General features: G+C 43.5%; 31 protein-coding genes. 9 read left to right on the plus strand and 22 right to left on the minus strand.

Annotation, left to right across the window (positions count from 1 at the left end; translation table 11 throughout):
- Positions 1–14 precede the first annotated feature (14 nt).
- From rpmC to rpsJ, 10 genes are all read right to left on the minus strand, one after another.
- Positions 15–212, minus strand: coding sequence for a 50S ribosomal protein L29 (gene rpmC / locus HMPREF0083_RS24965; protein ID WP_021624756.1), 198 nt, complete (start codon positions 210–212; stop codon positions 15–17).
- On the minus strand, positions 202–636 hold the full coding sequence (gene rplP, locus HMPREF0083_RS24970) for a 50S ribosomal protein L16 (protein WP_021624757.1): 435 nt from the start codon (positions 634–636) through the stop codon (positions 202–204). Before rplP ends, rpmC begins: the two co-directional genes overlap by 11 nt.
- A gap of 2 nt (positions 637–638) precedes the next feature.
- Positions 639–1301 carry a 30S ribosomal protein S3 gene (rpsC, locus tag HMPREF0083_RS24975; RefSeq protein ID WP_021624758.1) on the minus strand — a complete coding sequence of 221 codons (663 nt, stop codon included), beginning with the start codon at positions 1299–1301 and terminating at the stop codon, positions 639–641.
- 13 nt (positions 1302–1314) lie between these two features.
- Positions 1315–1647 carry a 50S ribosomal protein L22 gene (gene rplV, locus HMPREF0083_RS24980; RefSeq protein ID WP_021624759.1) on the minus strand — a complete coding sequence of 111 codons (333 nt, stop codon included), beginning with the start codon at positions 1645–1647 and terminating at the stop codon, positions 1315–1317.
- Positions 1648–1681: 34 nt separating this feature from the next.
- Positions 1682–1960, minus strand: a complete 279-nt coding sequence (gene rpsS, locus HMPREF0083_RS24985) for a 30S ribosomal protein S19 (protein WP_021624760.1) — start codon at positions 1958–1960, stop codon at positions 1682–1684.
- A gap of 62 nt (positions 1961–2022) precedes the next feature.
- Entirely contained in the window at positions 2023–2856 is an 834-nt protein-coding gene (gene rplB, locus HMPREF0083_RS24990) for a 50S ribosomal protein L2 (RefSeq protein ID WP_021624761.1), read from the minus strand.
- 31 nt (positions 2857–2887) lie between these two features.
- On the minus strand, positions 2888–3178 hold the full coding sequence (rplW, locus tag HMPREF0083_RS24995) for a 50S ribosomal protein L23 (protein ID WP_021624762.1): 291 nt from the start codon (positions 3176–3178) through the stop codon (positions 2888–2890).
- Positions 3178–3801, minus strand: coding sequence for a 50S ribosomal protein L4 (gene rplD / locus HMPREF0083_RS25000; protein WP_021624763.1), 624 nt, complete (start codon positions 3799–3801; stop codon positions 3178–3180). Before rplD ends, rplW begins: the two co-directional genes overlap by 1 nt.
- A gap of 20 nt (positions 3802–3821) precedes the next feature.
- Positions 3822–4454: a 50S ribosomal protein L3 gene (gene rplC / locus HMPREF0083_RS25005; RefSeq protein WP_021624764.1), complete on the minus strand. Its 633-nt coding sequence runs from the start codon at positions 4452–4454 to the stop codon at positions 3822–3824.
- 78 nt (positions 4455–4532) lie between these two features.
- The gene (rpsJ, locus tag HMPREF0083_RS25010) at positions 4533–4841 is read right to left on the minus strand and encodes a 30S ribosomal protein S10 (RefSeq protein ID WP_040305031.1); all 309 of its coding nucleotides are present in this window, start codon (positions 4839–4841) and stop codon (positions 4533–4535) included.
- Between the two features lie 444 nt (positions 4842–5285).
- On the opposite strand from rpsJ, the gene HMPREF0083_RS28545 reads away from it, so the two are divergent.
- Positions 5286–5441 (plus strand): hypothetical protein, encoded by a 156-nt coding sequence (locus tag HMPREF0083_RS28545; protein WP_155847253.1) that lies wholly within the window; start codon positions 5286–5288, stop codon positions 5439–5441.
- 299 nt (positions 5442–5740) lie between these two features.
- Entirely contained in the window at positions 5741–6505 is a 765-nt protein-coding gene (locus HMPREF0083_RS25015; RefSeq protein ID WP_040305033.1) for a DUF2087 domain-containing protein, read from the plus strand.
- A 42-nt stretch (positions 6506–6547) separates the two neighbouring features.
- Here HMPREF0083_RS25015 and HMPREF0083_RS26790 read toward each other — a convergent pair whose 3' ends face one another.
- Positions 6548–7324: a hypothetical protein gene (locus HMPREF0083_RS26790; RefSeq protein ID WP_148316066.1), complete on the minus strand. Its 777-nt coding sequence runs from the start codon at positions 7322–7324 to the stop codon at positions 6548–6550.
- Between the two features lie 184 nt (positions 7325–7508).
- Here HMPREF0083_RS26790 and HMPREF0083_RS25025 point away from each other — a divergent pair, with 184 nt between their 5' ends.
- From HMPREF0083_RS25025 to tatA, 3 genes are read left to right on the plus strand one after another with little or no spacing between them, the layout of a single operon-like run.
- Positions 7509–8282: a gluconate 2-dehydrogenase subunit 3 family protein gene (locus HMPREF0083_RS25025; RefSeq protein ID WP_040305037.1), complete on the plus strand. Its 774-nt coding sequence runs from the start codon at positions 7509–7511 to the stop codon at positions 8280–8282.
- A 19-nt stretch (positions 8283–8301) separates the two neighbouring features.
- The gene (locus HMPREF0083_RS25030) at positions 8302–10014 is read left to right on the plus strand and encodes a GMC family oxidoreductase (RefSeq protein ID WP_021624771.1); all 1713 of its coding nucleotides are present in this window, start codon (positions 8302–8304) and stop codon (positions 10012–10014) included.
- A complete protein-coding gene (gene tatA, locus HMPREF0083_RS25035) occupies positions 10011–10196 on the plus strand; it encodes a twin-arginine translocase TatA/TatE family subunit (RefSeq protein WP_021624772.1) in 186 nt (61 codons plus the stop codon). The genes HMPREF0083_RS25030 and tatA overlap by 4 nt, the downstream gene beginning before the upstream one ends.
- 66 nt (positions 10197–10262) lie before the next feature.
- On the opposite strand, the gene HMPREF0083_RS25040 is transcribed toward tatA, so the two are convergent.
- The gene (locus tag HMPREF0083_RS25040) at positions 10263–11588 is read right to left on the minus strand and encodes a globin-coupled sensor protein (RefSeq protein ID WP_021624773.1); all 1326 of its coding nucleotides are present in this window, start codon (positions 11586–11588) and stop codon (positions 10263–10265) included.
- Between the two features lie 406 nt (positions 11589–11994).
- Here HMPREF0083_RS25040 and HMPREF0083_RS25045 point away from each other — a divergent pair, with 406 nt between their 5' ends.
- Complete coding sequence (locus tag HMPREF0083_RS25045) at positions 11995–12627, plus strand: hypothetical protein (protein ID WP_021624775.1); 633 nt, start codon at positions 11995–11997, stop codon at positions 12625–12627.
- A 159-nt stretch (positions 12628–12786) separates the two neighbouring features.
- A complete protein-coding gene (locus HMPREF0083_RS25050; RefSeq protein ID WP_051354798.1) occupies positions 12787–13344 on the plus strand; it encodes a DUF2179 domain-containing protein in 558 nt (185 codons plus the stop codon).
- 75 nt (positions 13345–13419) lie between these two features.
- Here HMPREF0083_RS25050 and HMPREF0083_RS25055 read toward each other — a convergent pair whose 3' ends face one another.
- The 10 genes from HMPREF0083_RS25055 to HMPREF0083_RS25100 all read right to left on the minus strand — a co-directional run bounded on the left by HMPREF0083_RS25055 (position 13420) and on the right by HMPREF0083_RS25100 (position 25398).
- Positions 13420–14190, minus strand: coding sequence for a HipA family kinase (locus HMPREF0083_RS25055; RefSeq protein ID WP_021624778.1), 771 nt, complete (start codon positions 14188–14190; stop codon positions 13420–13422).
- Positions 14187–15284: a glycosyltransferase family 4 protein gene (locus HMPREF0083_RS25060; protein WP_021624779.1), complete on the minus strand. Its 1098-nt coding sequence runs from the start codon at positions 15282–15284 to the stop codon at positions 14187–14189. The genes HMPREF0083_RS25055 and HMPREF0083_RS25060 overlap by 4 nt, the downstream gene beginning before the upstream one ends.
- A 12-nt stretch (positions 15285–15296) precedes the next feature.
- Entirely contained in the window at positions 15297–16349 is a 1053-nt protein-coding gene (locus tag HMPREF0083_RS25065) for a hypothetical protein (RefSeq protein WP_051354799.1), read from the minus strand.
- Positions 16342–17388, minus strand: coding sequence for a sugar phosphate nucleotidyltransferase (locus HMPREF0083_RS25070; protein ID WP_021624781.1), 1047 nt, complete (start codon positions 17386–17388; stop codon positions 16342–16344). Before HMPREF0083_RS25070 ends, HMPREF0083_RS25065 begins: the two co-directional genes overlap by 8 nt.
- Positions 17385–18704 (minus strand): UDP-glucose dehydrogenase family protein, encoded by a 1320-nt coding sequence (locus HMPREF0083_RS25075; protein ID WP_040305039.1) that lies wholly within the window; start codon positions 18702–18704, stop codon positions 17385–17387. The genes HMPREF0083_RS25070 and HMPREF0083_RS25075 overlap by 4 nt, the downstream gene beginning before the upstream one ends.
- 200 nt (positions 18705–18904) lie before the next feature.
- Positions 18905–20587 (minus strand): glycerol-3-phosphate dehydrogenase/oxidase, encoded by a 1683-nt coding sequence (locus HMPREF0083_RS25080; protein ID WP_021624783.1) that lies wholly within the window; start codon positions 20585–20587, stop codon positions 18905–18907.
- Positions 20588–20794: 207 nt separating this feature from the next.
- Entirely contained in the window at positions 20795–22294 is a 1500-nt protein-coding gene (gene glpK / locus HMPREF0083_RS25085; RefSeq protein ID WP_040305041.1) for a glycerol kinase GlpK, read from the minus strand.
- Between the two features lie 41 nt (positions 22295–22335).
- The gene (locus tag HMPREF0083_RS25090) at positions 22336–23046 is read right to left on the minus strand and encodes an MIP/aquaporin family protein (protein WP_021624785.1); all 711 of its coding nucleotides are present in this window, start codon (positions 23044–23046) and stop codon (positions 22336–22338) included.
- Between the two features lie 196 nt (positions 23047–23242).
- Positions 23243–24571 (minus strand): glycerol-3-phosphate transporter, encoded by a 1329-nt coding sequence (gene glpT / locus HMPREF0083_RS25095; protein WP_040305065.1) that lies wholly within the window; start codon positions 24569–24571, stop codon positions 23243–23245.
- A 263-nt stretch (positions 24572–24834) separates the two neighbouring features.
- Positions 24835–25398 (minus strand): glycerol-3-phosphate responsive antiterminator, encoded by a 564-nt coding sequence (locus tag HMPREF0083_RS25100; protein ID WP_021624788.1) that lies wholly within the window; start codon positions 25396–25398, stop codon positions 24835–24837.
- Positions 25399–25913: 515 nt separating this feature from the next.
- On the opposite strand from HMPREF0083_RS25100, the gene HMPREF0083_RS25105 reads away from it, so the two are divergent.
- Together HMPREF0083_RS25105 and HMPREF0083_RS28905 are read left to right on the plus strand one after the other, a co-directional pair.
- A complete protein-coding gene (locus tag HMPREF0083_RS25105; protein WP_021624790.1) occupies positions 25914–26261 on the plus strand; it encodes a hypothetical protein in 348 nt (115 codons plus the stop codon).
- 22 nt (positions 26262–26283) lie between these two features.
- Complete coding sequence (locus tag HMPREF0083_RS28905; RefSeq protein ID WP_021624791.1) at positions 26284–26439, plus strand: hypothetical protein; 156 nt, start codon at positions 26284–26286, stop codon at positions 26437–26439.
- The last annotated feature ends 383 nt before the right edge of the window (positions 26440–26822 follow it).

The following is a 26822-nucleotide window of genomic DNA, read 5'->3' on the forward strand; positions in this document are numbered from 1 at the left end:
TCCTCTCTAATCTATTAGCTAATGCCTAATTCACGTTCACGCAGAATCGTTTTTGCTTTTGCGATATCTTTACGTACTTGACGGATACGTGCAGGGTTTTCTAATTGACCAGTCGCTAATTGAAAACGGAGGTTAAAAAGCTCCTCTTTCAAGGAAGTTACTTTTTGTTCGATTTCGGCAGTGGTTAGGTTGCGAATTTCATTAGCTTTCATTTGCGTCACCACCCAATTCTTCCCGTTTTACAAACTTACATTTAACCGGAAGCTTATGCATAGCCAGACGCATTGCTTCACGTGCTACCTCTTCAGGTACACCTGCCAGCTCAAACATAACCTTTCCAGGTTTCACGATTGCTACCCAGCTCTCAACAGAACCTTTACCGGAACCCATCCGTACTTCAAGCGGCTTCGCAGTAACCGGTTTGTCCGGGAAAATTTTAATCCATACTTTACCGCCACGTTTGATGTAACGAGTCATCGCAATACGAGCGGCTTCGATTTGACGGTTTGTTATCCAAGAGGCTTCTAAAGCTTGAAGGCCATATTCACCGAACGTTACTTGAGTACCGCCTTTTGCTTGCCCTCTCATTTTTCCGCGATGCTGCTTGCGGTGTTTTACGCGTTTAGGGATCAACATGATTATTGGCCTCCTTCCTCTTCAGTTCTCTTCTTCGCTTGAGGAAGAACTTCTCCGCGATAAATCCATACTTTAACACCGATTTTTCCGTACGTTGTATCAGCTTCAGCTGTACCGTAGTCGATGTCAGCGCGCAATGTGTGCAGCGGAACTGTACCTTCGCTGTATCCTTCAGAACGAGCGATATCCGCGCCACCCAGGCGTCCGCTTACCATTGTTTTGATACCTTGAGCGCCTGCACGCATTGAGCGCTGCAGAGCTTGCTTTTGCGCACGACGGAAAGAAATACGGTTTTCCAATTGACGCGCGATGCTTTGTGCAACAAGGTTTGCATCCATATCTGGATTTTTGATTTCATTGATGTTGATGTGCACTTTCTTGCCAGTAAGGGCAGACAATGCTTTGCGAAGCTTTTCAACTTCACTACCACCTTTACCAATTACCATACCTGGCTTAGCAGTGTGGATAGAAATATTCAGACGGTTGGCAGCACGCTCAATTTCAACGGTGGAAACAGAAGCGTCTTTCAACTTGGTTTTCACATATTCACGTACCTTCAGATCTTCGTGTAATAGATCAGCATAATCTTTCTCTGCGAACCATTTGGATTCCCAGTCACGGATAATGCCAACCCGAAGTCCTACCGGGCTAACTTTTTGACCCACTCGCTATCCCTCCTTATTTCTCAGATAAAATTACTGTAACGTGACTTGTACGCTTGTTAATCCGGCTCGCACGACCCATTGCGCGAGGGCGGAAACGTTTCAATGTCGGACCTTCATCAACAAATACTTTGCTAATAACGAGGTTATTAGCATCCAGGTTCATGTTGTGCTCCGCATTCGCAATAGCTGACATTAAAACCTTCTCAACAACTGGAGATGATGCTTTCGGCGTGTGCTTCAGGATTGCAATCGCTTCGCCTACTTGCTTGCCGCGGATTAAGTCAACTACCAGACGCATTTTGCGGGGAGCAATACGAATATTACGAGCTACCGCTTTCGCTTCCATTTGAGTAACCCCCTCTCTTACTTCAACGTATCAATTATCTTCTTGTTTTCTTGTCGGTATCAACGTGACCTTTGAAGGTACGGGTTGGAGCGAATTCTCCAAGCTTGTGTCCGACCATATCCTCGGTTACATATACAGGTACGTGTTTACGTCCGTCGTACACTGCAAATGTGTGACCAACGAAGTCCGGGAAGATTGTAGAGCGACGAGACCAAGTTTTGATTACCTTTTTGTCGCCTTTTTCGTTTTGCTCTTCGACCTTTTTCATTAAATGATCATCAACAAAAGGTCCCTTTTTTAAGCTGCGTCCCATGAACGAACCTCCCTTCGTAATAGAAGTGCGGTGCCTTGCAACCGCACCTTAGTTAAGCAGCATTACTTTTTCTTACGGCTGCGAACAATATACTTGCTAGATTGTTTGTTTTTCTTGCGAGTTTTTGCACCAAGCGTCGGTTTACCCCAAGGAGTAAGAGGACCGCTACGTCCGATTGGAGCGCGACCTTCACCACCACCGTGTGGGTGATCATTCGGGTTCATTACAGAACCACGAACTGTCGGGCGCTTGCCTAACCAGCGAGAACGACCTGCTTTACCGATAGTGATAAGTTCGTGTTCTCCATTACCTACTTGACCGATTGTTGCACGGCACTCTTTACGAATCATGCGAGTCTCGCCTGAAGCCAGACGAACGATTGCATAATCGCCATCACGACCGAGAAGCTGAGCTTCTGTACCAGCGGAACGAACAAGCTGGCCACCTTTGCCTGCTTTCAGTTCGATATTGTGGATAACCGTACCTACTGGAATGTTAGCCAGCGGCAGTGCATTACCTACTTTAATATCAGCATCCGCACCCGATACAACAGTCATGCCCACTTGCAGACCATTCGGAGCCAGGATGTAGCGCTTCTCACCATCAGCGTAGTTAATCAGCGCGATGTTAGCTGAACGGTTCGGATCGTACTCGATTGTAGCAACACGACCTGGAATACCGTCTTTATTACGTTTGAAGTCGATAATACGATACTTCTGTTTATGACCGCCACCATGATGACGAACTGTGATTTTACCTTGGTTATTGCGGCCGGCTTTTTTGTGCTTCGGCGCAAGCAGAGATTTTTCCGGTGTGGAAGTCGTAATCTCTTCAAAAGTAGACACAGTCATTTGACGGCGACCAGGAGAAGTCGGTTTGTACTTTTTAATTGCCATTTGTTTTCCCTCCTTCGCTCTGTCTTACGAATTAAACACCTTCAAAGAACTCAAGAGCTTTACTATCTTCGCTCAGCTGAACGATAGCTTTTTTCCAGTCAGAACGTTTACCGAAATATTTACCTACGCGCTTCGGCTTACCTTTAACACGCATTGTATTTACATTTACGACTTTCACGTCAAAAATGCGTTGAACCGCATCTTTGATTTCCGTTTTATTCGCACGTAAATCAACTTCGAATACGTATTTGTTGCTGCCCATCATATCAGCAGTACGTTCGGTAATAACCGGGCGCTTGATAATATCGCGAGGATCTTTCATTATACAAGCACCTCCTCAACTTTTGCGACTGCATCCTGCGTAATCAGCAACTTGTCATGATGCAGAACATCAAGAACGTTGATTCCATTAGCGGAAACAAACTTCACGCCAGGAATGTTGCGAGCGGACAGCGCTACATTGTCATTATAGTCACCTGTTACAACAAGCACTTTGTTGTCCACTTTCAGATTTCCGAGCACTTTCACCATTTCTTTGGTTTTTGGTGCATCGAAGTTCAGAGCGTCCAATACTACGATTTCCTCGTTCTTTACTTTAGTAGAAAGAGCGGATTTGATCGCCAGACGACGAACTTTTTTAGGAAGCTTGTAAGAATAGCTGCGAGGAGTTGGTCCGAAAACCACACCACCGCCTACCCATTGCGGGGAGCGAATGCTACCTTGACGAGCACGTCCTGTTCCTTTTTGTCTCCAAGGCTTACGGCCACCGCCTCTTACCGCAGAGCGATTTTTCACAGCATGCGTACCAGCACGACGGGAAGCTTGCTGCATGATAATTGCATCGGCAAGCACTGCTTCGTTCGGTTCGATACCGAATACTGCCTCGGACAGTTCGATTTCACCTACTTGAGAGCCTGCTTGATTGAAAAGTGTTACTTTAGGCATTGCGAGTCCTCCTTTCCTGCTTATTTGCTGCCTTTAATCGCAGATTTTACAACTACGAAGCTATTTTTAGGGCCTGGGATAGCGCCTTTAATCAACAGCAAGTTGCGTTCTGTATCAACAGAAACAACTTCAAGGTTTTGCACTGTTATTTTTTCTCCGCCCATACGTCCAGGCAAAGCTTTGCCTTTCGGTACACGGTTTGCAGCAACCGGACCCATAGAACCCGGACGGCGATGGTAACGGGAACCGTGAGCCATTGGTCCACGAGCTTGACCATGACGTTTGATAGCACCGGCGAAACCTTTACCCTTCGATGTTCCGGTTACGTCAACAACGTCTCCCTCTGCAAAAATATCAGCTTTTAACTCTTGACCTACTTCGTATCCAGCTAAATCAACATTACGAAGTTCACGAACGAAGCGCTTAGGTGTTGTATTAGCTTTTGCTGCATGGCCTTTTTCAGGCTTATTAGCACGCACTTCTTTCTTGTCAGCGAAACCAATTTGAATTGCTTCATATCCATCAGTGGTTTGATCTTTCTTTTGAAGAACCACGCAAGGACCTGCTTCGATAACAGTTACTGGAACTACGATACCTTCAGCAGTAAAAACTTGGGTCATCCCAATTTTTTTACCTAAGATTCCTTTGGTCATGATAGCCACCTCCTATTGAGTAATCAAATTCATGTATTTAGTACGTTCATTTATTGTCATTAGTATGTTGATTCAAACTTACAGTTTGATTTCAATGTCCACACCGGACGGCAGGTCCAAACGCATCAGCGAATCAACCGTTTGTGGTGTCGGATTCACAATGTCGATTAAGCGCTTATGTGTACGCATCTCGAACTGCTCACGGGAATCCTTGTATTTGTGCACCGCACGCAGAATTGTGAAGACGTTGCGCTCAGTCGGAAGCGGAATCGGGCCGGACACCTCTGCACCGGAACGTTTCGCAGTATCAACAATCTTCTCTGCGGACTGGTCAAGAATTCTGTGATCGTATGCTTTCAAGCGGATACGAATTTTTTGTTTTGCCATTTTAGTCCCTCCTTTGTCGCCTATTTTGATAAACAGACAATTCTCAGCGGAAAAACCCGACCGCCAGGCCATGGCATCGGAGCCTGGTGTGTCAGCAACCTCCCGCGTCATCGCGTTCATCAAACCAACATTCAACATTATATCGAAAATATAGGTTGAATGCAAGGTTTTTCTCATTCTGCATCATTTTTAAATAATGACTCAGACCTTGAATATTCTATCGTATACAAGTTTAAAAAGCAAGAGATGATCTTTACTTTTTTATTCAGCCTTGATTCCATGCCTGCATGCATGTTATTCGTTCGGTACCGAATCATTTTCCTCTCTAATTCTTTCCTATATATATGGATCGTTTATATGCATAAATTATCGGCAGTTTTCGCACGTTAAAAAGGATGAAGCGGAATTCCCGCCAAAACTTCTCAATGCAAGGAGATGAAAACAATGGCCCAGAAAAATAAAAAGAAGCAAGATATCCAGGATGTGCATACGCTCATTAACCAAATGGAAAAAACGCCAACCACTTCAAATCTAGTGGATGAAATCGAACAAGACGAGATAAACTACCGTGATACGGGCGTGCAGGACAAAAAACAATAAGGTAAAACTTCCCAACAGTTCAGGATAAAGACAAACGAACCCCCGGCTGATTGCATGAAATCTCGCTTTATACGCTTACCGGCAGGCGGTTTCCTTGCTCCCCTGTTTCTACTTTATCTCTGCCAAGCATACAATCATACCTTCACAAGCATTTATTTATAGACATTTCAAGATTCCGTCTGCTCTAATAAGGACGCTATGCCCCTACGTTTGACTTAATTCAACGAAAAAGTTGTAGCTTCTCAAACGCAGTGGTATTATGTCTATAAAATATACAAACAATGAAGGGAATTGTTTCTATGCAAGGAATCTCCGAACTGTTTTGGAACGCCTCATTGGAAGAGATAAAACACGGCTATATTTATCAGGAGGAAACTGAGCAATATATCTGTCTAATCTGCGGTCGGCGCTTTGATCAGGGCATAATTTATCCTTATGAAGACATACTGTATGAGGCAGAGAAATTTACCAAGCTACACATTACACATGAACACGGCTCTACGTTCGACTTCCTGCTTAGCTTAGATAAGAAGCTGACAGGCCTTACTGAGCACCAGAAAGCTATTATCCGCTACTTCCGTGAAGGAATAAGCGACAGCAACATCGTTAAAAAACTGGGCGGAGGCAGTACATCTACAATACGTAATCATCGCTTTACACTTAGGGAAAAAGCGAAACAGGCCAAGATTATGCTGGCAATTATGGATCTGGTGGAGGAAAGAACAGCCAAGCCAAACAAATTCATCAATATTCCTCGTGGTGCAGTCATGGTGGATGAACGCTTTGCTATTACAGAGGAAGAGCATGAAGCCATTCTGCATACCTACTTCAAACAAGGAAAAAATGGGCCACTAACTGAGTTTCCCAAGAAGGAAAAGCGTAAGATAGCTATTCTGAAACACATTGCACAGCGCTTTGAGCTAAACCGACAATATACCGAGAAAGAAGTAAATGAAATACTGAAGCAAATCTATTCGGATTATGTTACGATTAGACGTTATTTAATTGAATATGGCTTTATGGAGCGCTATCCTGATTGCAGTGCATATTGGATTAAGCCGTAAAGAAAAAAGCGGACTTCGAATTCATCGGAGCCCGCTTTTTCTTTATTTTGCTTTATCGGATGCATACTTCATAAGCAACGAAATTTCTTTAACCAGCTTTTTGGGAGAAGGCGATGTCGCTTGCATTTCTTTTTTTATGCGGTCAATCGAAGCAACTGCCTCCTTCCGTTCTACCGTCAGGATTCGAACATTATTTCCAAACATCTCTGCAATTTGTCCCCTGGCAGCTTCAAGGTTATCTGATGCAGGCACGCCCGATGTTCCTGATGTGCCCGATGTTCCATTTACCTTCTCTCCGCCTGCTTTACCGGGAGGAAGCGCTTCTGGAGGGCGGCTCATATTCGCCGTTCCTGTACCTGATGTTCCTGATGTACTATTTAATACTTTATTCTGCATTGGATCATAACTTGTGGAGACGATTTGTTTCTTCTCTCTTCCAAGAATTACTGCATCGTCAAGCACTAGCACTTTAATGCCTTCAATCCCCGCTCCAGTTAATCTGGACTGCAAATGCGCAGATATCCCTCCTTCATGAAGCCCTGAGCTTCCGATGGTACTATATACGGATGTACCTGCATTTTGCACAGTATGTCCTTCATAGTTATTGGCTTTAACTGTTGATCCTTCTATTCTGCCCGTATCTTCATTATAACCGGGAATCTGAATCTTCCCGCTATCGGGATGAACGTGCCCTTGTACGTTTGCATTTGCAGTCGAAGGTGCAACATTTCCATTCTGATTTTCTTGATTATTGCATCCTGCAAGAATAATAAGCGCAAGTACCACAACAGCCCCTGTGCTTATCCAATTTTTCTGCATTATTGTATCCTCCGTCCTTACCAATTTATGTTTTAATCTATCTGCACGCTTAGTTTTCCCTTTATTTTCCTTCCTAATACGGGTTGCTCTCTTAATCTCGAACAAAATTTTCATGCAAGAAAGTTTAATAGTTACCACCTTTGTACAAAAAGATAATAGACATATAGGACAGGAGGTAAATAGATTGTCTAACGACGAGAAAACAGAAGGCAGGGCAAAGGAAAAAACAGATGTATCCGTATCGCGACGAAACTTCCTGAAAAAATCCGGATACGTACTTGGAGGCGTACTTGCAGGCGGAGTTATCGGAAGCTTATTAAATGTTGGAGGAAAAAAACCGCCTTTAGCCAATCCGGAGCAACCAACATCTGCTCCCTCTGATTACAATCAGGCGTTAATGTATTTTAAACAGGATCAATTCCGTATCGTGGAAGCCGCGACTGAACGAATTTTTCCTGCTGACGATAGCGGTCCAGGAGCAAAAGCTCTCGGTGTCGCTTTTTTCATCGATCATCAGCTTGCCGGTGATTGGGGCTTCAATGCCCGAGATTATATGCAGCCTCCTTTTTATAAAGGGGAAGCTGTACAAGGTTATCAAGGACGTTTAAAACGAAGAGAAATTTTTGATATTGCATTACAAGAAATGCAGAATTACAGCCAAAGTAAGTATAAGAAAGGTTTCGTTGATTTGACACCGGAACAGCAGGATGCCGTACTCACTGCATTTGAGAAGGACGAGGTGAAATTAACGACTATCTCGCCCAGCGGATTTTTCCGCATATTGAGAAGCGCTACGATTGAGGGCGCGTATGCAGACCCGTTGTATGGCGGGAATAAAAATATGGACGGGTGGAAACTCAAAAACTATCCCGGCAACCAGATGGCGTATATGCAAATCATCGACAAAGATGAATTCGCAAAAATGCCGCCAAAAAGCTTGAAAGACCATCTCCATTAAGTCAAAGAAAGGTGAAAAAATGAAAAAATTACCGAAGGTTGACGTCGTTATTGTAGGCGTAGGCTGGGGCGGTGGAATTATTGCTTCAGAGCTGACAAAAAAGGGAATGAAAGTGGTAGGGCTGGAGCGCGGCAAGGAACGCAAAACGGAAGATTATCTGATGGTGCACGACGAGCTTCGTTATGCTTATCGCTATGAATTGATGCAAGATCTTTCTAAAGAGACCATTACATTTCGCAGCAACGAACGAATTCGTGCCCTTCCTATGAGGCAATACGGTTCCTTTTTAATCGGGGATGGTATTGGCGGTGCGGGAGTTCACTGGAACGGTCAAAACTATCGTTTTCTTCCCTACGACTTCCAGATTAAAAGCAAAACAATAGAACGCTATGGAAAAAATAAAATTCCTGACGGCATGTCTATACAGGACTGGGGTATTACATACGAAGAGCTTGAACCATACTTCGATAAATTCGAGAAAACAGCCGGCATCTCCGGAGAAGAAAACCCACTAGCAGGCAAACGTTCTGACAAATATCCTAATCCTCCGATGAAAACGACGCCATCTATGAAAATGTTCATTGACGCAGCTAAAAAAATGAAGCTTCACCCTTATATTCTACCTTCTGCCAATCTATCCCAGGCATATACCAATCCAGACGGAGTGGCACGTGCGGCGTGTCAATATTGCGGCTATTGCGAACGCTTCGGATGCGAATATGGAGCTAAGGCCGACCCGGTTGTTACTGTTATCCCTGTTGCAAAAAAAACCGGTAACTTCGAGATTCGAACCCACTCCTATGTTCGTCGTATTTTGCATAAAGGCGGAAAAGCCACCGGAGTTATGTATACGGATGTAACGACCGGAGAGGAAATTGAACAGCCGGCCGATATCGTTGTTGTTACAAGCTATGTATTCAATAATGTACGCCTGTTATTAAATTCGAAGTTAGGCCGTCCATATGATCCGTCAACCGGGAAAGGTGTCATCGGCAAAAACTATGCCTATCAGGTTATGAGAGGTAGCGCCATAGGTTTTTTTGATAATAAAGAATTCAATACTTTCGCTGGTGCTGGCGCCCTTGGGGCATGCTTGGATGATTACAACGGAGATAACTTTGATCATTCTAACGTAAACTTTATTCATGGTGGCAACATCGCCATGACCCAAACTGGGCTTAGACCTATCGCCAATAATCCGGTTCCGAAAGGGACGCCAAGCTGGGGAAAAGAATTTAAAGCCCAATCCGTTAAATACGCTAATCGGACATTAACCGTTGCTGGTCAAGGTTCCTCAATGCCTTTCAGACATCATTACCTGGATCTCGATTCAGTATACAAGGATGTCTTTGGAGATCCGCTCATTCGCATGACATTTGATTTTGAAGAGCAGGACCGCCAGCTGGCCAAGTTTCTTGCTACAAAATGCGGGGACATTCTCAAGGAAATGGGTGCAAACCGAGTTGACATTAACATAAACCTGGGACCTTACGATATTATGCCATATCAATCCACACACAATACCGGCGGAGTCATTATGGGAAATAACCCGGATACATCAGCCGTAAACAATTACCTACAGATGTGGGATGCAGAAAACGTATTCGTGATAGGCGCTTCCGCTTTTCCGCATAATAGCGGCTATAACCCTACCGGAACGGTAGGGGCTTTGGCTTATCGTGCTGCTGAAGGCATTATCAAGTATCATCAAAAAGGCGGTTCACTTGCATGATAAGCAATATCGGCATTCCCGGTCTGATTCTTATTCTTGTGATTGCGCTTATTGTTTTTGGTCCGCAGAAGCTACCACAAATTGGTCGTGGTGCAGGCGATGCACTGCGCGAATTCCGACACTCTACAAAGGGAATACTGGAGGATTCATCAGAGCCACAAAATCCAGACAGAAAAACGTAAATTTCCTAATAAAAAAACAGTCCTGACGCTCAGGACTGTTTTTTCATCATCATTGCATCTGCCTGCTTACGCCTGATTAATTTTACGGTTAATCTCACGACTAATCTCCGCTAACTCACCCGCCAGTTCAGCAACATTGCTGGAAGCATCGCGCATTTCCTGTGAGACCATCTCCAGATTCTTAATGTCGGCGGTTACCTTCTTTATACCGGAAAGCGATTCAGAAATCGCCTTCATGATATCCTGAAAGCTGGCTTTTGCTTTAGAAGCATGGTTGGTTCCCGTCTCTACCATATCAGTCGTTCCATTCAGCGAACGTACCACATCCTGTACATCTGTCTGTGAAACCTGCACCAGTTCGGAAATTTCGGTTAATGCTTTACTCGTATCATCAGCCAGTTTCTTTACTTCGTTTGCCACTACCATGAAGCTACGCCCATGCTCTCCGCCAGCACGCGAAGCTTCAATAGCTGCATTGAGGGCTAAAATATTGGTCATTTTAGATATTTTCTGGATAAATTCGATGATAGACTCGATCTGATTAGAGCTTTCGCTTAACTTTAGAATTTTTTCCTGTACACCCTTGAAGAACGTCTCGATCCTCTCCATCGTTTCGAATGTTCTATCGATAATTTCCTCTCCTGTTGTTGCATGTACTACGATATTCTCGGAGCTCGCTTCAATCCGCTGCGCATCTTCATATACCTTTTCTGTCGCGTAAAACATCTCGCTTGCAGACGAACTTGTTTGCTCTGCCGTAGCAGCCAATGTTTCACCCGATTCTACCAGCTTGCGTTGTACCTGCTTAATCTCTTCCTGCACACGCATCCGATCCTTGATGTAAATAGCAATATATGATTCCATGATAATTTGGGTGTCAAGATTAATCAAACCTGATAACGCCGTAGTCAGTTCAATCCCCTTAGCTAGATCATGGCGGGCATATTTCTCCGTTATACGTTGAATAAAGAACTCTATAATCACCTGATTTGCGGCAATATACCAGCTAGGCAAAAGACGAACCTTGTTATGAACATCGCCTATCCGCATCCGATTCTTCACATAGTCTAGATCTACCTGATCCGTAGCCAAACTTTCACAATACTTAACAAACGTTTTACCCAGCCTCTCTACTGTGGAATTCTCCTGGATAATGTTCTGTAGCTCGTCGTTCGCCATCAGTTTCTTGTAGAATACTTCTACCAGTTCCTGCGCAAGCTCCCCTATCAACGGCTTACTTTCAGCCAGGAGCCTCAAACGAGAAGGTGTGAGATTGAGAAAGCGTTTACGCATTTCCAGTTCCGCTTCTGTTATATGTTCGAATACGTTAGGTCTCCCACTTTGCGTTCGTTCCTGATAGTCTTCCATCTGATTTTCTACTGTATAGTTCATATCTCTTCTCCCCTTTATATGTTTCAGGCTATTCTATATCCTTGAGCATAAATGCCACACGATTCCGTTTTTTTCTCTTTTTATAATATAACTATTTTATCATATTTTTCTTTTATGTATGACATTTATCTTATTCCCTCAATAGACATCTTGTAAAAACCGCATCATTAGGCACGTGCTTATAGAATCAAAAATATCAAATACTTCTTTTTTTTCGCTTCCAATCACTAAAAAAACACCGATATATCAAAATAGATGTGTATAAAAACACTGTATCTAAAGCAATCATTTACATTATACTTTACTTATATGGTATTTATATCCACATTGTATCATTTTAATAAAATTACTTACATTATCTTTGTCACTTTACTTATTTATACTTTGAAAGGGGAATTTTTTCATTGTGAGAAAACCATTTTATAAAAAGTGGTGGGTTTGGTTTTTATCTTTGGCTTTACTTGCAGCTATTGGATATATAGGAGGAAATAAGCAGAAAAAAAATGTTATAGAGTCAATAGCCGCACCAGCAAGCAGTACACAAGTTAAAGAAAAAATAACACCTACTGAAAAGCCTGAACAAGAAGCCAACAATAATAAACATCAAAAGCTGGTTTTACAGTTCGAGCAGGAAATATATGAAATCGAAAAAACAGCCTTAGCCGTTGGTGAAAAATACAATATTGTTGCTGAAAAATTCAGTAATGGACAAGTAAGTCTCTCGGATGCATACGAAGCAGCCAATAATGCCAGAAAAGAGTGTGAGGCCATACAACGTGCATATAACAAATTGCATGTGCCGGCTGGCTTACCAGATAATATATCCATGCTTCTTACTGAATCAAAGAGCAAGCTTTCTATCGCGTATTCCTCAAAAACAAAAACAATGGAATACTTAATGAGTTTTCTGCATGATAACGAACCAAGCTCCCTTGAAATGATGAAGAAAGAAGGCGACTTTTCCAATCGTCTTGTATTGCAAGGAATGACAAAGCTGATGCGGGCCAAAGAATTAACGGGTCTTACGAATGATGCATAGAAAAAACCTGACATACATCCTTTTTCATACAGGATGTCATGTCAGGTTTTTTGATTTATTGGCACACGATTTAGTCCCAAGTTGATAGCTGCATTTTTATAAGTGCCTTGATCGAGGTATAGAATAAAAAGTTCATTAACAGGCAGGAGGTGATTTACCTTGTTAACAGCCTTGCTTATTTTTGGCATGCAGCTCATATTAATGCCAATCGTTACGCTTCGTACCATTCTTCTTGTTAAAAATGAGACAAAGAAGGCGTCTGCCATAGGTGTTTTAGAAGCAGTTATCAACGTTTTAAGTCTAGGCATTGTTTTCTCTGATATGTCCCGCATCATCAATATAGCAGCCTATGCATTAGGGTTTGGATGTGGACTTTATATAGGCGGTTTAGTTGAAAAAAAATTAGCGATTGGCTATGTTACTTATCAAGTTAGCCTGTTAGATAAAAACTATGAATTAATTGATACCCTACGAAAAGCAGGGTTTGGCGTTACCATTTTTGAGACCGAGGGGATTAGTGCCCGCCGCTCTCGTTTAGAAGTACTGGCTAAGAGAACACGGGAAAAAGAGCTGCTAACCATCATTAATGAAATAGCTCCAAAAGCATTTGTTGTTTCTTATGAAGCTCGCACCTTTAAAGGAGGATATTTAACGAAGGTGATGAAAAAAAACGAAAATTTAAATAGCGATAAAAAAGCAGTACAGCGACATGACTAGTCTGAATTCATCTTAGAATCGAGTCTGACATGGCATCCGTCTATATACTAGGATACCATGCTGGGCTTTTTATTTTCATCCTCTTTTAAGGGGTTCGTATACATTCTCAATAAATCGTTTCATCATTAGTGGAAGCTGTTGATCACGGCGAGAAACTAGGGAATCAACTAGCTTCTCTCTTTCCTGTACAGATACTCGCCATTCATCAGGAATTAAAGATACGATTTCTTCCAGCAAAAGTCGCGGGATGGTTCCAGCAATTTGCAAATGCTTTTCGAAAGCCGATTCATCCCTAATAAACCGCCCCATAATTTGGTGGGTGGCACTTCGCAGGAGAGTATCCGGCAGCGTCTCAAGATCAGAAAGAACCCAGGAATAGGAGCCTAGAATCTCCGACTGATCAATCATCCATAATTTATATTCACCTGCCGCCTCTTCCTGAAGCAAAATATTCTTCCGAGTACGATCACGATTGTATAGCCAGTAATCCAATAGAATAATACCGGCAAGCGAATCAGCATTAGTAATCATCTTCATATTAGAAGCTGTATAGCCATTTTTACAATCCTCTATATACAAAGAAGCAAACTGCTGCTTTGTATAAACAAAGCAACCTATATCGGGCATATTACGATAAAATTCTGGAGGAATCTCCACTATGTGTGCAAATGGTACCGGAAGCTGCATAAACCTTGCCAAACAGTAGCCAATCCATTCATTAGCAAGCATCTTTTCAAATTCTGATTTAAGGAATTTGACAACATAGTCGCGTCCGTCATCAAATGTGATAAGATGAGCACCTGATTTCCCATCCACCTTTCTTTGATATGCCACAGGTTGAATCATGGATGCTTCACCTCTCCAACGAGCGTTCGTAACAGTTCAATATAGCGAGGCGCGATACATTCCATGGCGAATCTCTCCCGTACCTGACTGATGGCAGCATGTGACATCTTCTCATACTTCACTTGGCCCATATCTATGATTTGGTATATATGCTTTATTGCCTCGTGTGTATGCCCCTCACGAAAAAGACGTCCAGTTTTTCGGTGTACGACAAGCTCGGGAAGAGAAGTAACTTTTGGAGCAACAACTGGTACGCCGCAAGCCATCGCTTCGATGAACGTATTCCCGAATGATTCCCCCCGGGTGGTAGCAAGCGTACAACCGCCGGTTTCGCGAATTTTGGCATACATATATGGCATTTCCTGATATGGGATTACCGGAAACCATCTTACCATGTCTTCAAGGTGCTTTTCGATTCTCTGTGCAGCAAATTTTTCCCGCTGCACGCTTTGTGCACCGCCAATAACCCAGAATTGTATATCATTCCGCTCTTTTTTAATAAGATCAGCAATACGCAGCAACAGTTTCCAGTTTTTTCGCCTATCAATCCGACCAATCCAGCCAATTACTTTCTTATCCCCTGCTACGTTAGGGGGCGTATTGTGGTCGATATCTGTTCCGCCTATAGGCCGGAAAAACGATGTATCAATACCGTTATGAATCACTTCAATAGGAATATTCTCCGTAAGAATTGAAACGAGTCGTTTTTGGTAAAGGGAAGGAACAACTATTGTGGCTGGTCGAATCGAACGAAAATCCTTAATATGGGGGATAAGCTTATTTATTTCCGGTGTACGCGCCTCGACAATCACTGGCCCACTAAATTCTGCCTTTTCCAGCCAACGATAGGCATCTGCCGTATCAACTACAATAATTGCGTCATAGTGTCCATTTCGAATAATGGATACGATTTTATTTTCGTCTTTCGTCAAATAAACCGGGGCGACACCGTCCATAATATGTCTTCCACCGTGATCGGTCGTATACAGAAATTCCGGAAAAATCCCTTGTTGTTTAAAGTAAATCGCACGATTTCTCCAACCGGCGTTAACTCCCCCTACCGTCAAAAGACGCCAAATAACCAGTACTTTCATAATAACCTCCTGTTACTTGACCTTTGTGCGGTAGATAGCAGGATATGATGTTAAAGTTTCCCGCTTTTTCTTATTACCTTCGTTTAGAAGTTTATTAACATTCTTCATAACGTCTTCGATAAGCATTTTTTGCTTTAAGGATGCCTTCTTCTTACTTTGTTTTTGTCGTTTCTTCGAACAATCAAGCTGATTTCCATTCTTTTGATCTATTTCCTCCCACCCCATTCCCTCCTGTTTTTCCATGAACACATCGATTTTCTTTTTGACCTTTTCCGGGTCACGTCCCTGGGCTACCAGAACCTTTATCCACTCTTCTTTAAAAACTTTGCGCACAAGTCCTTCCAGCTTTGCGTAATGCTTCCCTTGATCGCCGACTGTTAGCAGCGGTTCGGCAAGCTGAATAGCGATATCCTTTGCATTTTTCAGCCTTTTGCTAAACAATGTTTCAAACATTTGACGGGCACTTGCTTCCATCGCCATATAGTGTTGCCATTCGGCATATAACTTAGGGTTCATCTCCTGTACATGTGAAAGAAAGAGTGTTTTATACTCCTCTCCCAGGCTGGTCAGCAATTTTCTCGGATATGGATACGTCCGATCGCGCCAGACGGTCCTGCCAACATCGATAACCTTTAATGTTCCATCTTGCTGAAGATAAATTTGTCTTTTGTGGTGATCGATGCGGTCGAAGCCAACCTGCTGAAATGTAACCAGCATTTCGATTAGCTTAAATGATAGTTCCTTCGTTAATGGTTGTGATTGCAAATATTCGCGCAGGTCAATGCCTCTGACCATCTCCATGACAATATAGTTTTGACCTTTACCATAAATGCGCGGAAAAAGGTTTGTTTTTTGTCCAAGAGAAAGCGCATAATGCTCACGTTCGCAGTCCTCAGGGTTTCCGTACACTTTGGCACATGTATTTTCATCGATTTGAAATACAGCTCCTTGCCGTCCTTTGCCGATCATAGTAAGTGACGTTGGGTTTTTGACCTCTACGTCTGCCTGTTCTTGATTGATTACCTTGATTTTTTTAAGCTGCCGTGCGATTTCTTTATCATTCATTTGCATCCTCCTTTCCTCCGCTCACGGGGAATATAAGATGAGAATCGCTGCCAAGTATGAAGCGCAATGAAGGCTCTTGCATGTGAATCCCCTGCAGCACGACATGCTGGCCAAAAATGCTGTGAGAGATAGTGGAAGGAATATCGAGGATTCTAGCCTTCTTCAGACAAATGCTGTTCTCTATTGTGCAATTCATTAAATCGGTTCCATCCTGAATGGATACATACGGACCTATCACAGCATCTTTTAATGTACATTGATTCCCAATAATGACGGGGCCTTTTAGGACACAGTTTTCCAGCTTCGTTTGCACGCCGACCTGCACTTCGTTTCCTAATTGCCGGGACAGCATCCAGCGATTGGCCTCCAACCATCGCTGCAGCGTACCTACGTCGGTATATGGCTCTTTCGTAATCGAATAAGTAAGCGGAAAGCCATGCTGAATGAGCCATTGGATTGCATCGGTAATTTCATATTCCCCTCTTGTAGAAGGTTGAATGTGCTGAATAGCCATGAAGATATTTGCATCAAATAAATATGTGCCAATAACAGCCAATTTGCTTCGCGGCTGTTTTGGTTTCTCTTCAATGCTTACGATCCGATTATCTCTAATTTCAGCAACCCCATAATCTTGCGGGTTATCCACCTCCGCAAGCAACAGTGCACTTTTGTCTCCTCCAGACGCTGCAATTAGCGTTTCAAGCGGCTCAGCAGTTAAATTGTCTCCTAGCAAAAGCAGGAAGGAATCTGTACCAACGAACCCTTGCACGCTAGCGAGCGCATGAGCGACCCCTAGCTGTTCCGTTTGAAAAATATAATGAAATGTAGCGGGTAGATTACTTAACGAAAGATATTCAACAATACTTTTTTGCTGAGGATTCATAACGATGCCAATTTCATTAATCCCTATACGGGTCATTTTGTTGATACAATGCTCAAGCAACGGCCGATTGGCTACCGGAAGCAATGTTTTGGGAATCGTATTCGAAAACGGCTTCATTCTTTTGGCTTTTCCCGCGCAGAGGATAACTCCTTTCAATGGTAATCACCTCTTCCGTCGATGCCTACACCAACATAACAATACCCTAAATTCCGCATGACAGATGGAACAAGCGCATTCCGTCCATCAAACAGATAAGGCTGTGCTATCAAGTCTTTCACTTTGGTCCAATCCAAATCAAGAATCTCTCTCCACTCCGTAGCGAGAATAATCGCGTCCGCCCCTTCTAATGCTTCATAAGGCGTAGGTTTATATGCTACCTGGGGATATATTTTTTTAACGTTCTCCATCCCCTGCGGATCGTAAGTACTAACAATCGCTTTGTTTTGCAGCAGCTGCTCAATAATTTTTAACGAGGGCGCTTCACGAACATCATCTGTTTCCGGTTTGAATGTCAGACCAAGCAATGTAACCTTCTTCCCTGCAAGGGAACCCATAATATGGTGAATTCTTTCCATAAACCAGGAAACCTGTGTCCGGTTAACATTAGAAGCAGCTTGTAGAACAGGAAGCATCGTTTCCTGTTCTTTGGCCAAGTTAAGAAGCGCAGCCGTATCTTTTGGAAAGCAGGAGCCGCCATATCCGATGCCAGCACGGAGAAATTGCGGACCGATCCGGCTATCCAGCCCCATTCCTTCGGCTACCTTCATAATGTTAGTTCCCATTTTGTCACAAAGCCGGGCCAATTCATTTACGAAGGAAATTTTTGTTGCCAGAAATGCATTCGCAGCATATTTAATCATTTCTGCATCTCGGATAGTTGTATAAAGCATAGGTGCTTCTACTTTTTCATAAAGTGCCGCCATCGTCTTCCTCGCTGTCTCTGTCTCACAGCCGATTACAACCCGTTCGGGATGGAGCGCATCATAAAGTGCTCTGCCTTCTCGAAGAAATTCGGGATTAGAGACAATATCAAAGGAAAAAGACAGATTTCTTCTCTTCAGTTCATCGGTAATAATTGATTTGATTTTATCTCCCGTACCTACTGGAACAGTACTTTTCGTAACAATTACTTTGTATTTATCCATCATTTGCCCAATCTGCCTTGCTACCATTTCTACATACGATAAATCGGCGGAGCCGTCCGGGGAAGAGGGCGTGCCGACAGCAATGAATAGAACATCGCTCCTTGTTATCCCTTGTTCCAAGTCATCCGTAAAAGAAAGGTTTCCACTCTCCCTATATCTTTCCAGCCTCCTTTCCAGGCCCTCTTCATAAAACGGAAGAATCGATTGATTAAGTCTGGCAATCTTCATCTGGTCGCTATCGACAGCGATAACCTTGTGATCCCAAGCAGCAAAAGCGATGCTAGTTGTTGTACCTACATATCCCGTTCCGATGACCGCCACGTCCAAATGCGTCACCCCGTTCATACTTTATGGAAAGTTTCTAAATTATTAATGCAGTATATGGCTTCAAGAGCATAAACGAAGCGGCGAAAGCATATAAGCGGGCATATTTTTTTACATAGCCGGATTACGCTTCACATACAAAAAGACGGGTTATCATCACCCGTCTTTTTGTATCACTATACCTATTCTCTTTTCTTATGACATTAAGCAGATGTAGAAGCTGTACCTGCTTGCGGAACAGTAGCATCATGGATAAGCTGTTCCAGTCGTTCCCGATGTCTAGCCGTCTCCTGCTCACTCCATCCGAGTGTTTGTCCCATATAAGCTATAACCGGAACCATCCATTGTTGAACTTGGCTAATGGCAAAATATAAAGCACCCGTACGACGAACGAAGTAGTCTTCCGGCGTAGCAACCATCTCTTCTTCCATCGCATAAACGAGCGATGCAAAAATTTCTTTCGACAGACCTGCCTTTTCCGCTTCCTCCCCACGCTCACGAACAATTGTATAAATACGGGTTACGTTGGAGCCATAACGGCGAGCTAAGCGTTCCGCTTCCTCTGTTGAGAGTCCAGCAGCAACCCCCTGTGGCACCTGTTTTTTTACAAATGACTCGAAATTCGCCGAACCGCCTACATCCCCTCCCGATAAACGCGTGCTATCGGTAGAACAACCAGGATATGAACCGTGCCCCTCCTCTTTCAATTGAGAGGCTACCAAATCTACAATTCGTTCTGCCATTTTCCGATATCCTGTTAGCTTACCACCCGCAATCGTTAGAAGCCCGGATTCAGAAATAAAAATCTCATCCTTGCGAGATAGCTCGGAAGGTGACTTACCCTCTTCGTGAATGAGCGGGCGCAAACCAGCCCAGCTGGACTCCACATCTTCAGCTGTTAGTTTCAATGTAGGGAACATGAAATTCGCTGCACGTATGATGTAGTCCCGATCTTCTATCGTCATTTTCGGATTGGCAATGTCTCCCTGATAGTCTGTATCCGTCGTTCCTATATATGTTTTGCCTTCACGCGGAATGGCGAACACCATCCGTCCATCCGGTGTATCGAAGTATACTGCCTGGCGGAGCGGAAACCGTGTTCCGTCAATAACCAAGTGTACGCCCTTTGTTAGATGCAGACGTTTACCTTTCTTCGAACCGTCTTTCTCGCGAATCTTGTCCACCCATGGACCTGCTGCATTAATAATCTTTTTGGCGTGAATGTTGTATCTTTCACCGCTGAGTGTATCAACGGCCGTGATACCTATAATCTTGCCGTTCTCATACAGAAGCTCCTCAGCCTTCACATAATTAACCGCTCGGGCTCCCCGACGCACTGCTTCTTTCATAACCTCAATCGTCAGACGTGCATCATCGGTCCGATATTCCACGTAATAGCCTCCGCCTTTTAAATTATCGGTACGCAGCAACGGCTCCTTGGCTAATGTTTCCTGTTTGTTCAACATTACACGGCGTTCGTCCTTCTTAACTCCAGCCAGCGTATCATATACGCGTAAGCCAATAGATGTGGCAAACTTCCCGTATGTGCCACCTTCAATCATTGGAAGAAGCATCCATTCTGGTGTCGTTACATGCGGCGCATTTTCGTATACAATGGCTCGCTCTTTACCGACTTCGGCAACCAGTTTAAACTCGAATTGCTTAAGATAGCGCAAACCGCCATGTACCAGCTTAGTGGAGCGACTGGATGTTCCCGCAGCAAAATCCTGCATTTCTATTAGCGCGATCTTCATTCCCCTGGATTGGGCATCAAGCGCAATACCTGCTCCTGTAATACCTCCACCAATGACAAGTACATCAAACGGTTGGGCTTCCATATCACGTAAAATCTGCTGACGTTTAACGCTCGCAAATAATTGTTCCATGTAAATTCACTCTCCTACCATATAGTATGAACCGAATGCGATTAATTATCTTTTTCCCGAAAACAAAAAGACCACAACAAGATCCTACGAATTTCAAGGATCTGTTGTGGTCTTCTCCAATTCTCCGACCAATATTAACTTCTACAGTCTTATCATCCATAAGTATAGCATAACTACTATTAGGCTTCAACTATAGGGAGTTGTGAATCATTTAAGCTTAAAGCCCATCGTTGCTTCTACTGCTTTCTTCCAGCCTGCATACAACCGGGCACGTTCATCCTCCTGCATCTGTACCTCAAACCGCTTCTCTATTCGCCATTTGGAAGCAATCTCGTCACGGCTCTTCCAGAACCCTACAGCTAAACCTGCCAAATATGCTGCTCCAAGCGCAGTCGTTTCATTGATTGTCGGACGCTCTACTGGTACACCGAGAATATCGCTTTGGAACTGCATCAGAAAATCATTTTTAACTGCGCCTCCATCCACGCGCAGCGTCTTTAACTCGATTCCAGAATCAGCCTCCATCGCGGAGAGCACATCCTTCGTCTGATATGCGAGCGATTCCAATGTAGCGCGGATAAAATGCTCCTTCTGCGTACCACGCGTTAATCCAAAGATCGCTCCTCGTACGTCACTGTCCCAATAAGGTGTGCCCAATCCAACAAAAGCTGGTACCATATACACGCCATCGGTTGATTCCACCCGCGTAGCATATTGCTCGCTGTCAGCAGCCGATTTCAACATGCGAAGGCCATCCCGCAGCCACTGAATTGCCGAGCCTGCAACAAAAATGCTGCCTTCAAGTGCATATTCCACTTTACCATCAATTCCCCATGCCAATGTGGTGAGAAGTCCGTGTTCTGACCTTACTGCTGTTTCTCCAGTATTCATCAGCATAAAGCATCCTGTGCCATACGTATTTTTGGCCATGCCCGATTCGTAGCACGCCTGCCCGAATAACGCTGCCTGCTGGTCCCCGGCCGCACCGGAAATCGGAACACGCTCGCCGAAGAAATGGTATTCAACAGTCTCTCCGTATACTTCTGAGGATGGACGAACTTCCGGCAACATCGTATGAGGTACGCCAAGCATCTCCAACAGCTCTTCATCCCATCTCTGCTCGTAAATATTATACATGAGCGTGCGTGAAGCATTCGAGTAATCGGTTACATGCGCTTTACCGCCAGTTAAGCGCCAAATAAGCCACGTATCAATCGTGCCGAACAGCAGATCGCCGTTCTTGGCCTTCTCTCTTGCCCCTTCGACATGATCCAGAATCCATTTTACTTTCGTTCCAGAAAAGTAGGCATCAATTAGAAGCCCCGTTTTGTTCCGAACCATATCCGAGTAGCCCTGAGATTTCAATTCCTCGCAAATATCGGCTGTTTGACGGGACTGCCAAACAATAGCATTGTAAATTGGATTTCCTGTATTCTTATCCCACACTACCGCAGTTTCCCTCTGGTTTGTAATGCCAATGGATGCGATTTCCTTTGGGTTGATGTTCGAGCTTGAAAGCACTTCAGCAATAACTGCAAGGATAGAGCCCCAAATTTCATGTGCATTATGCTCAACCCATCCCGGATTCGGGAAATATTGCTGGAATTCTCTCTGGGCAGCGGTTACAATTTCCCCTTGCTTATTGAATAGAATGGCACGCGAGCTTGTTGTTCCTTGGTCCAAAGCCATTACGTATTTTTTTTCCATGAACGTTCGCTCCTTTTTATACATATAGTGTTTGATATATCTTAAGATAGAAAAACTAGCTTATAGAATAACGCACCGAGAGCACCGCCAATCACCGGACCTACAATTGGAATCCAGGCATAACCCCAGTTTGATCGGCCTTTGCCTGCGATCGGCAACACCGCATGGGCAAGACGCGGACCAAAATCCCTCGCCGGATTAATCGCATAGCCTGTCGTACCGCCGAGCGAAAGCCCGATACTAACAATCAGAAATCCGACAACAAAAGGATTAAGGCCATCAGCAAACTTGTTCGCGCCAATTGCCAGAATTCCAAGGACAAGTATAAACGTTCCAATAATTTCACTTATTAAATTCGCTGCACGATGAGGGATAGCTGGATCTGTAGCAAAAACCGCCAGCTTATCCGCTGAACTTTCCGTCACTTTCCAATGTGGAAGATAATGTAACCATACTACTATAGCACCAAGAAACGCACCGATCACTTGAGCCAGAACGTACATCGGTACATCTGCCCAAGGGAAATTGCCCGCAATAGCAAGCCCAATCGTTAACGCCGGATTCAAATGCGCGCCACTAATACCACCGACCGCATATGCCGCCATAGCTACCGCCAGACCCCAACCAAGCGTAATCACAATCCAGCCAGAGTTATGAGCCTTCGTTTTGTTTAATACAACTCCACCCACTACGCCATCACCCAGAATAATCAGAAGCATCGTCCCTACTACTTCTCCTAAAAACGGTGACATCCCTGTACCCCTCCTTAAGTTTTTCGAAGAAAACAGAAAATCCACAGCAAATATTCCCTACAGAACTCAGGGTATCACTGTGGATCTCCGCGTCTCCATCACTACAATTAACTTGTATATAAAACCATACCTGTTAAGTATATCAATAATGATAAGCAACAGGTAGTAATATACAAAAAAATACTTCCTTTTAATTCTAATTTTTCACCTTTCCGGTATTCCAAGTTAAAGCTAAGAAGAAAATGGCGAGAACGCAAGAAATAATAAGCAAGATAAATCCGCCATTCCATCCAAATATGTCAACAATATAGCCCATAGCAGCATTGGCGAATGCCGCACCACCTAAATAACCGAAAAATCCTGTCAACCCTGCCGCCGTACCTGCGGCTTTCTTCGGCGCAAGATCAAGCGCATGCAGACCAATCAGCATAACCGGACCATAAATCAGGAAGCCAATGCTAATAAGTGCGATATTATCGATAAGTGGATTGCCCGGTGGGTTCAACCAGTATACGAGCACCGCAGCCAATACACCAGCCATGAATAAAATACCTGCCGGCGCCCGGCGGCCTCTAAACAGCTTATCGCTCATCCAACCGCAAAGCAGCGTACCGGGAATTCCAGCATATTCATACATAAAATAAGCCCATCTGGAATTATCATTACTGAACCCTTTGACTTCGGTTAAATAAGCAGGTGCCCAGTCCACTACCCCGTAACGAACAAAATAGACGAATACGTTAGCTAAAGCGATAAACCATAAAAATTTGTTAGTAAATACATATTTAAATAAAATTTCCTTAGCAGTAAGCTCTTTCTCCCGATTTTCAACATTATCATTCGGATATTCATTTTTATATTCTTCTATCGGAGGCAATCCCACAGATTGAGGGGTATCACGCAAAGTAATGATGACATAAACCCCAATAAGGACAGCTACAATTCCAGGAAGGAAAAAAATACTGTTCCATGTTGCAAAAAGTAAAATTCCCAAACTTGCAAGTGGTGCGGTAATCCCGCCACCCACGTTGTGAGCTACATTCCAGATTGACATTTTTGTTCCGCGTTCACTGACGGAGAACCAATGCACCATCGTTCTTCCACTCGGAGGCCAGCCCATCCCCTGAAACCATCCATTGATAAACATTGCTACGAACATAATAGCAATGCTTGACGTAAGAAATGGTACGGTACCGAATAAAATATTTAATATTCCTGATAGAATAAGTCCAGCCGCAAGAAAATAACGAGGGTTACAACGGTCCGATACGATACCCATAACAAATTTACTGACGCCGTATGCAATAGATACAGCCGATAATACAAGCCCGAGTTCTCCTTTAGAAAAGCCTTGCTCTGTAAAGTAAGGAATCGCTAAAGAAAAATTCTTTCTTACTAAATAATACCCTGCATACCCGATGAAAATCCCCAGGAACACTTGCAAACGAAGCCGACGATATGTACTATCGATCTGTTCTTCCGGCAAGCGTTCAATGTGAGGAGCCGGACGAAAAATATTTGTGATTAGCTGCCACATATTCTTATCCCTTTCCACTTTGTATATGTGTGTTTCCCCGGTTTATAAAATAAATTCCCTCCTCTTTTCCTTTGTCCATTTTCATTAAAGAATAGAGAACAAAAACAAAAAACCATAAAAACACAGGCGGAAAGGAATACCTCACCCTGTTTTTATGGTTTGCGTCTCAATATCTCCAACCAAATGGCTGTATTAACTTTTTAGTAAGTTCAATATAACATAGTTTCAAGAAATTGTGAATGCGTTTTCTTTTATTTTTTTCCCGCAAAGTGTTTCCATATTTCTCTTCGTGAAGTAGTGACCGCTATAGCGCCTCCAGCAAAAGCCATCTCCGCATCTTCGATCGTACGAATCAGACCACCCGCCAACACAGGAATCTTCACTTTTTCATATATTTCAGCAATAATGTGGGGCATCACCCCCGGTAATACCTCGATGAAATCTGGTTGCGTCTGCTCTACAAGCCGATAGCTTGTCTCCAACGCATTCGTATCCAGCAGAAAGAGACGCTGAATAGCCAGCACCTTGTTCTTCCGAGCTGTCATTACAGCGCTTTTACGCGTAGAAATCACACCCGCAGGCTTAATTTCCTGACATAGAAATTCAGTTGCATATTCATCATTACGCAAGCCCTGTATCAGATCGACATGAACGAGCATCTTCTTATCATGCTGACGGGCGGTCTGAACAATGCTTTTAATCTGTCCAATATGACTGTCCAGCAGCACCATATATTCGAAGCGGCTACGCAAAAGTACCTCGAAGTCTTTCATCTGACGTATGGCGGGCAATACTTTCTGGTTAAATATATTCACCTTTGCTCACACCCTGTCCCAAATTATGTTGCTCCTATTGTATCACGGGTATGTAGTGTTTCAAACATTACTTCTCCGCCTCTATTTGCCACTCGTAATGCCGTGGGTGACGACTTCCTGTTCTTTTGTAATGGTAGCAATCATCTCTACAAAGGCTCCAGTTTCTTCTATCTGCTTTACAATGGATGCGAGTGCGTTTATAGCTTGTATAGATTTATTGACCTATTCACGGAGCTGTCTGGTTACTTCATCTGTTACGTCTTCCACCGTAGCCTCCTCACGCTGAACCTGTTCGATGGCGGCTGTTACTTCGCTAACCGCAACGTTGTGGAGCTTACCTCTTCTGCTTCTTTCATTGTGGCATCAGTGGATTCAACCGTCTCAAACAATCCGTTCACCTTTTCGGTGCCAATAGTAATCTCCATAATTTCCCGTTATTTTGTTTGCCTTATTGTTCCTTGCAGTATAAAAGCATTTCCTGTTCCACACGCTAAGACAAGCGGAGGTGTTAAAAAATGAACAAGCGAACACACATGTCTGTGGGCCGAGAGGAACTCCTTGCAGCCTGGCAGCAAACTTTGCCTTCAACTTTCAAACAGACGGATAAGGTGGAAGTCACCGCTGATCCGCTGGATCAGGACGCGCTTCGGATTCATGTCAACACAGCAGGCCGTAACCATTACGAATTTGAGTATACATGCCGTTATATTGATCCACGTGAGGTACAGGTCACATTACGGGATATTCAACACATGGGAGATACGGTCTACGATCCAACACTAGATATTCAAAATCTCTCGGAGGAATATACACGCAATATTCATGAATGTGCCCAGACTCTCCATTCCTTGACTAAGCAATAGTGCAAAGAAAGAAGGAATAAATATGGAAAACAATAAAAAAGAAAGAAATGTGGATAAAAATCTTCGAAACGTTGTAAAGGATTTAGAACAGGTTAAAGTAAACAGCTTTCATGCCCAGCAAATTCAACAAGATACAAATGACCGACGACATCAAGATGCGCTTAACCACGATGAATAACTGAAAAAACACTATCTGACAGAAAATAGCACTGTCAGGTAGTGTTCTACATTTCTTCTACAGCACTTTATGGATATCTCTTATTTTCACCATCATCTCAAAAGTTTCACGACGAGATGAATTTTCTATTCATTCAAAATAATCCACCGATTGTTCCATTCATTTTTCGATTTGACTATAATAAAAACAGAACTATATTCATATATATTTTTTGTTTCAAATCTCATTTTCATTACTTTAATACTATGTATGCATAAATGGACAGAAAAGAGTGACTCGTACGGCGTGCGTCCCCTTTGTTTTTCTCGTGTGGAGCGTGTGGCGTCAAGGACGAAATTGACCGGCAACGGTCTCCCGCATCGAGAAGCCCAGATGTTTTGCCG

The organism is Aneurinibacillus aneurinilyticus ATCC 12856 (assembly GCF_000466385.1).
In the GTDB taxonomy this organism is placed as follows: domain Bacteria; phylum Bacillota; class Bacilli; order Aneurinibacillales; family Aneurinibacillaceae; genus Aneurinibacillus; species Aneurinibacillus aneurinilyticus.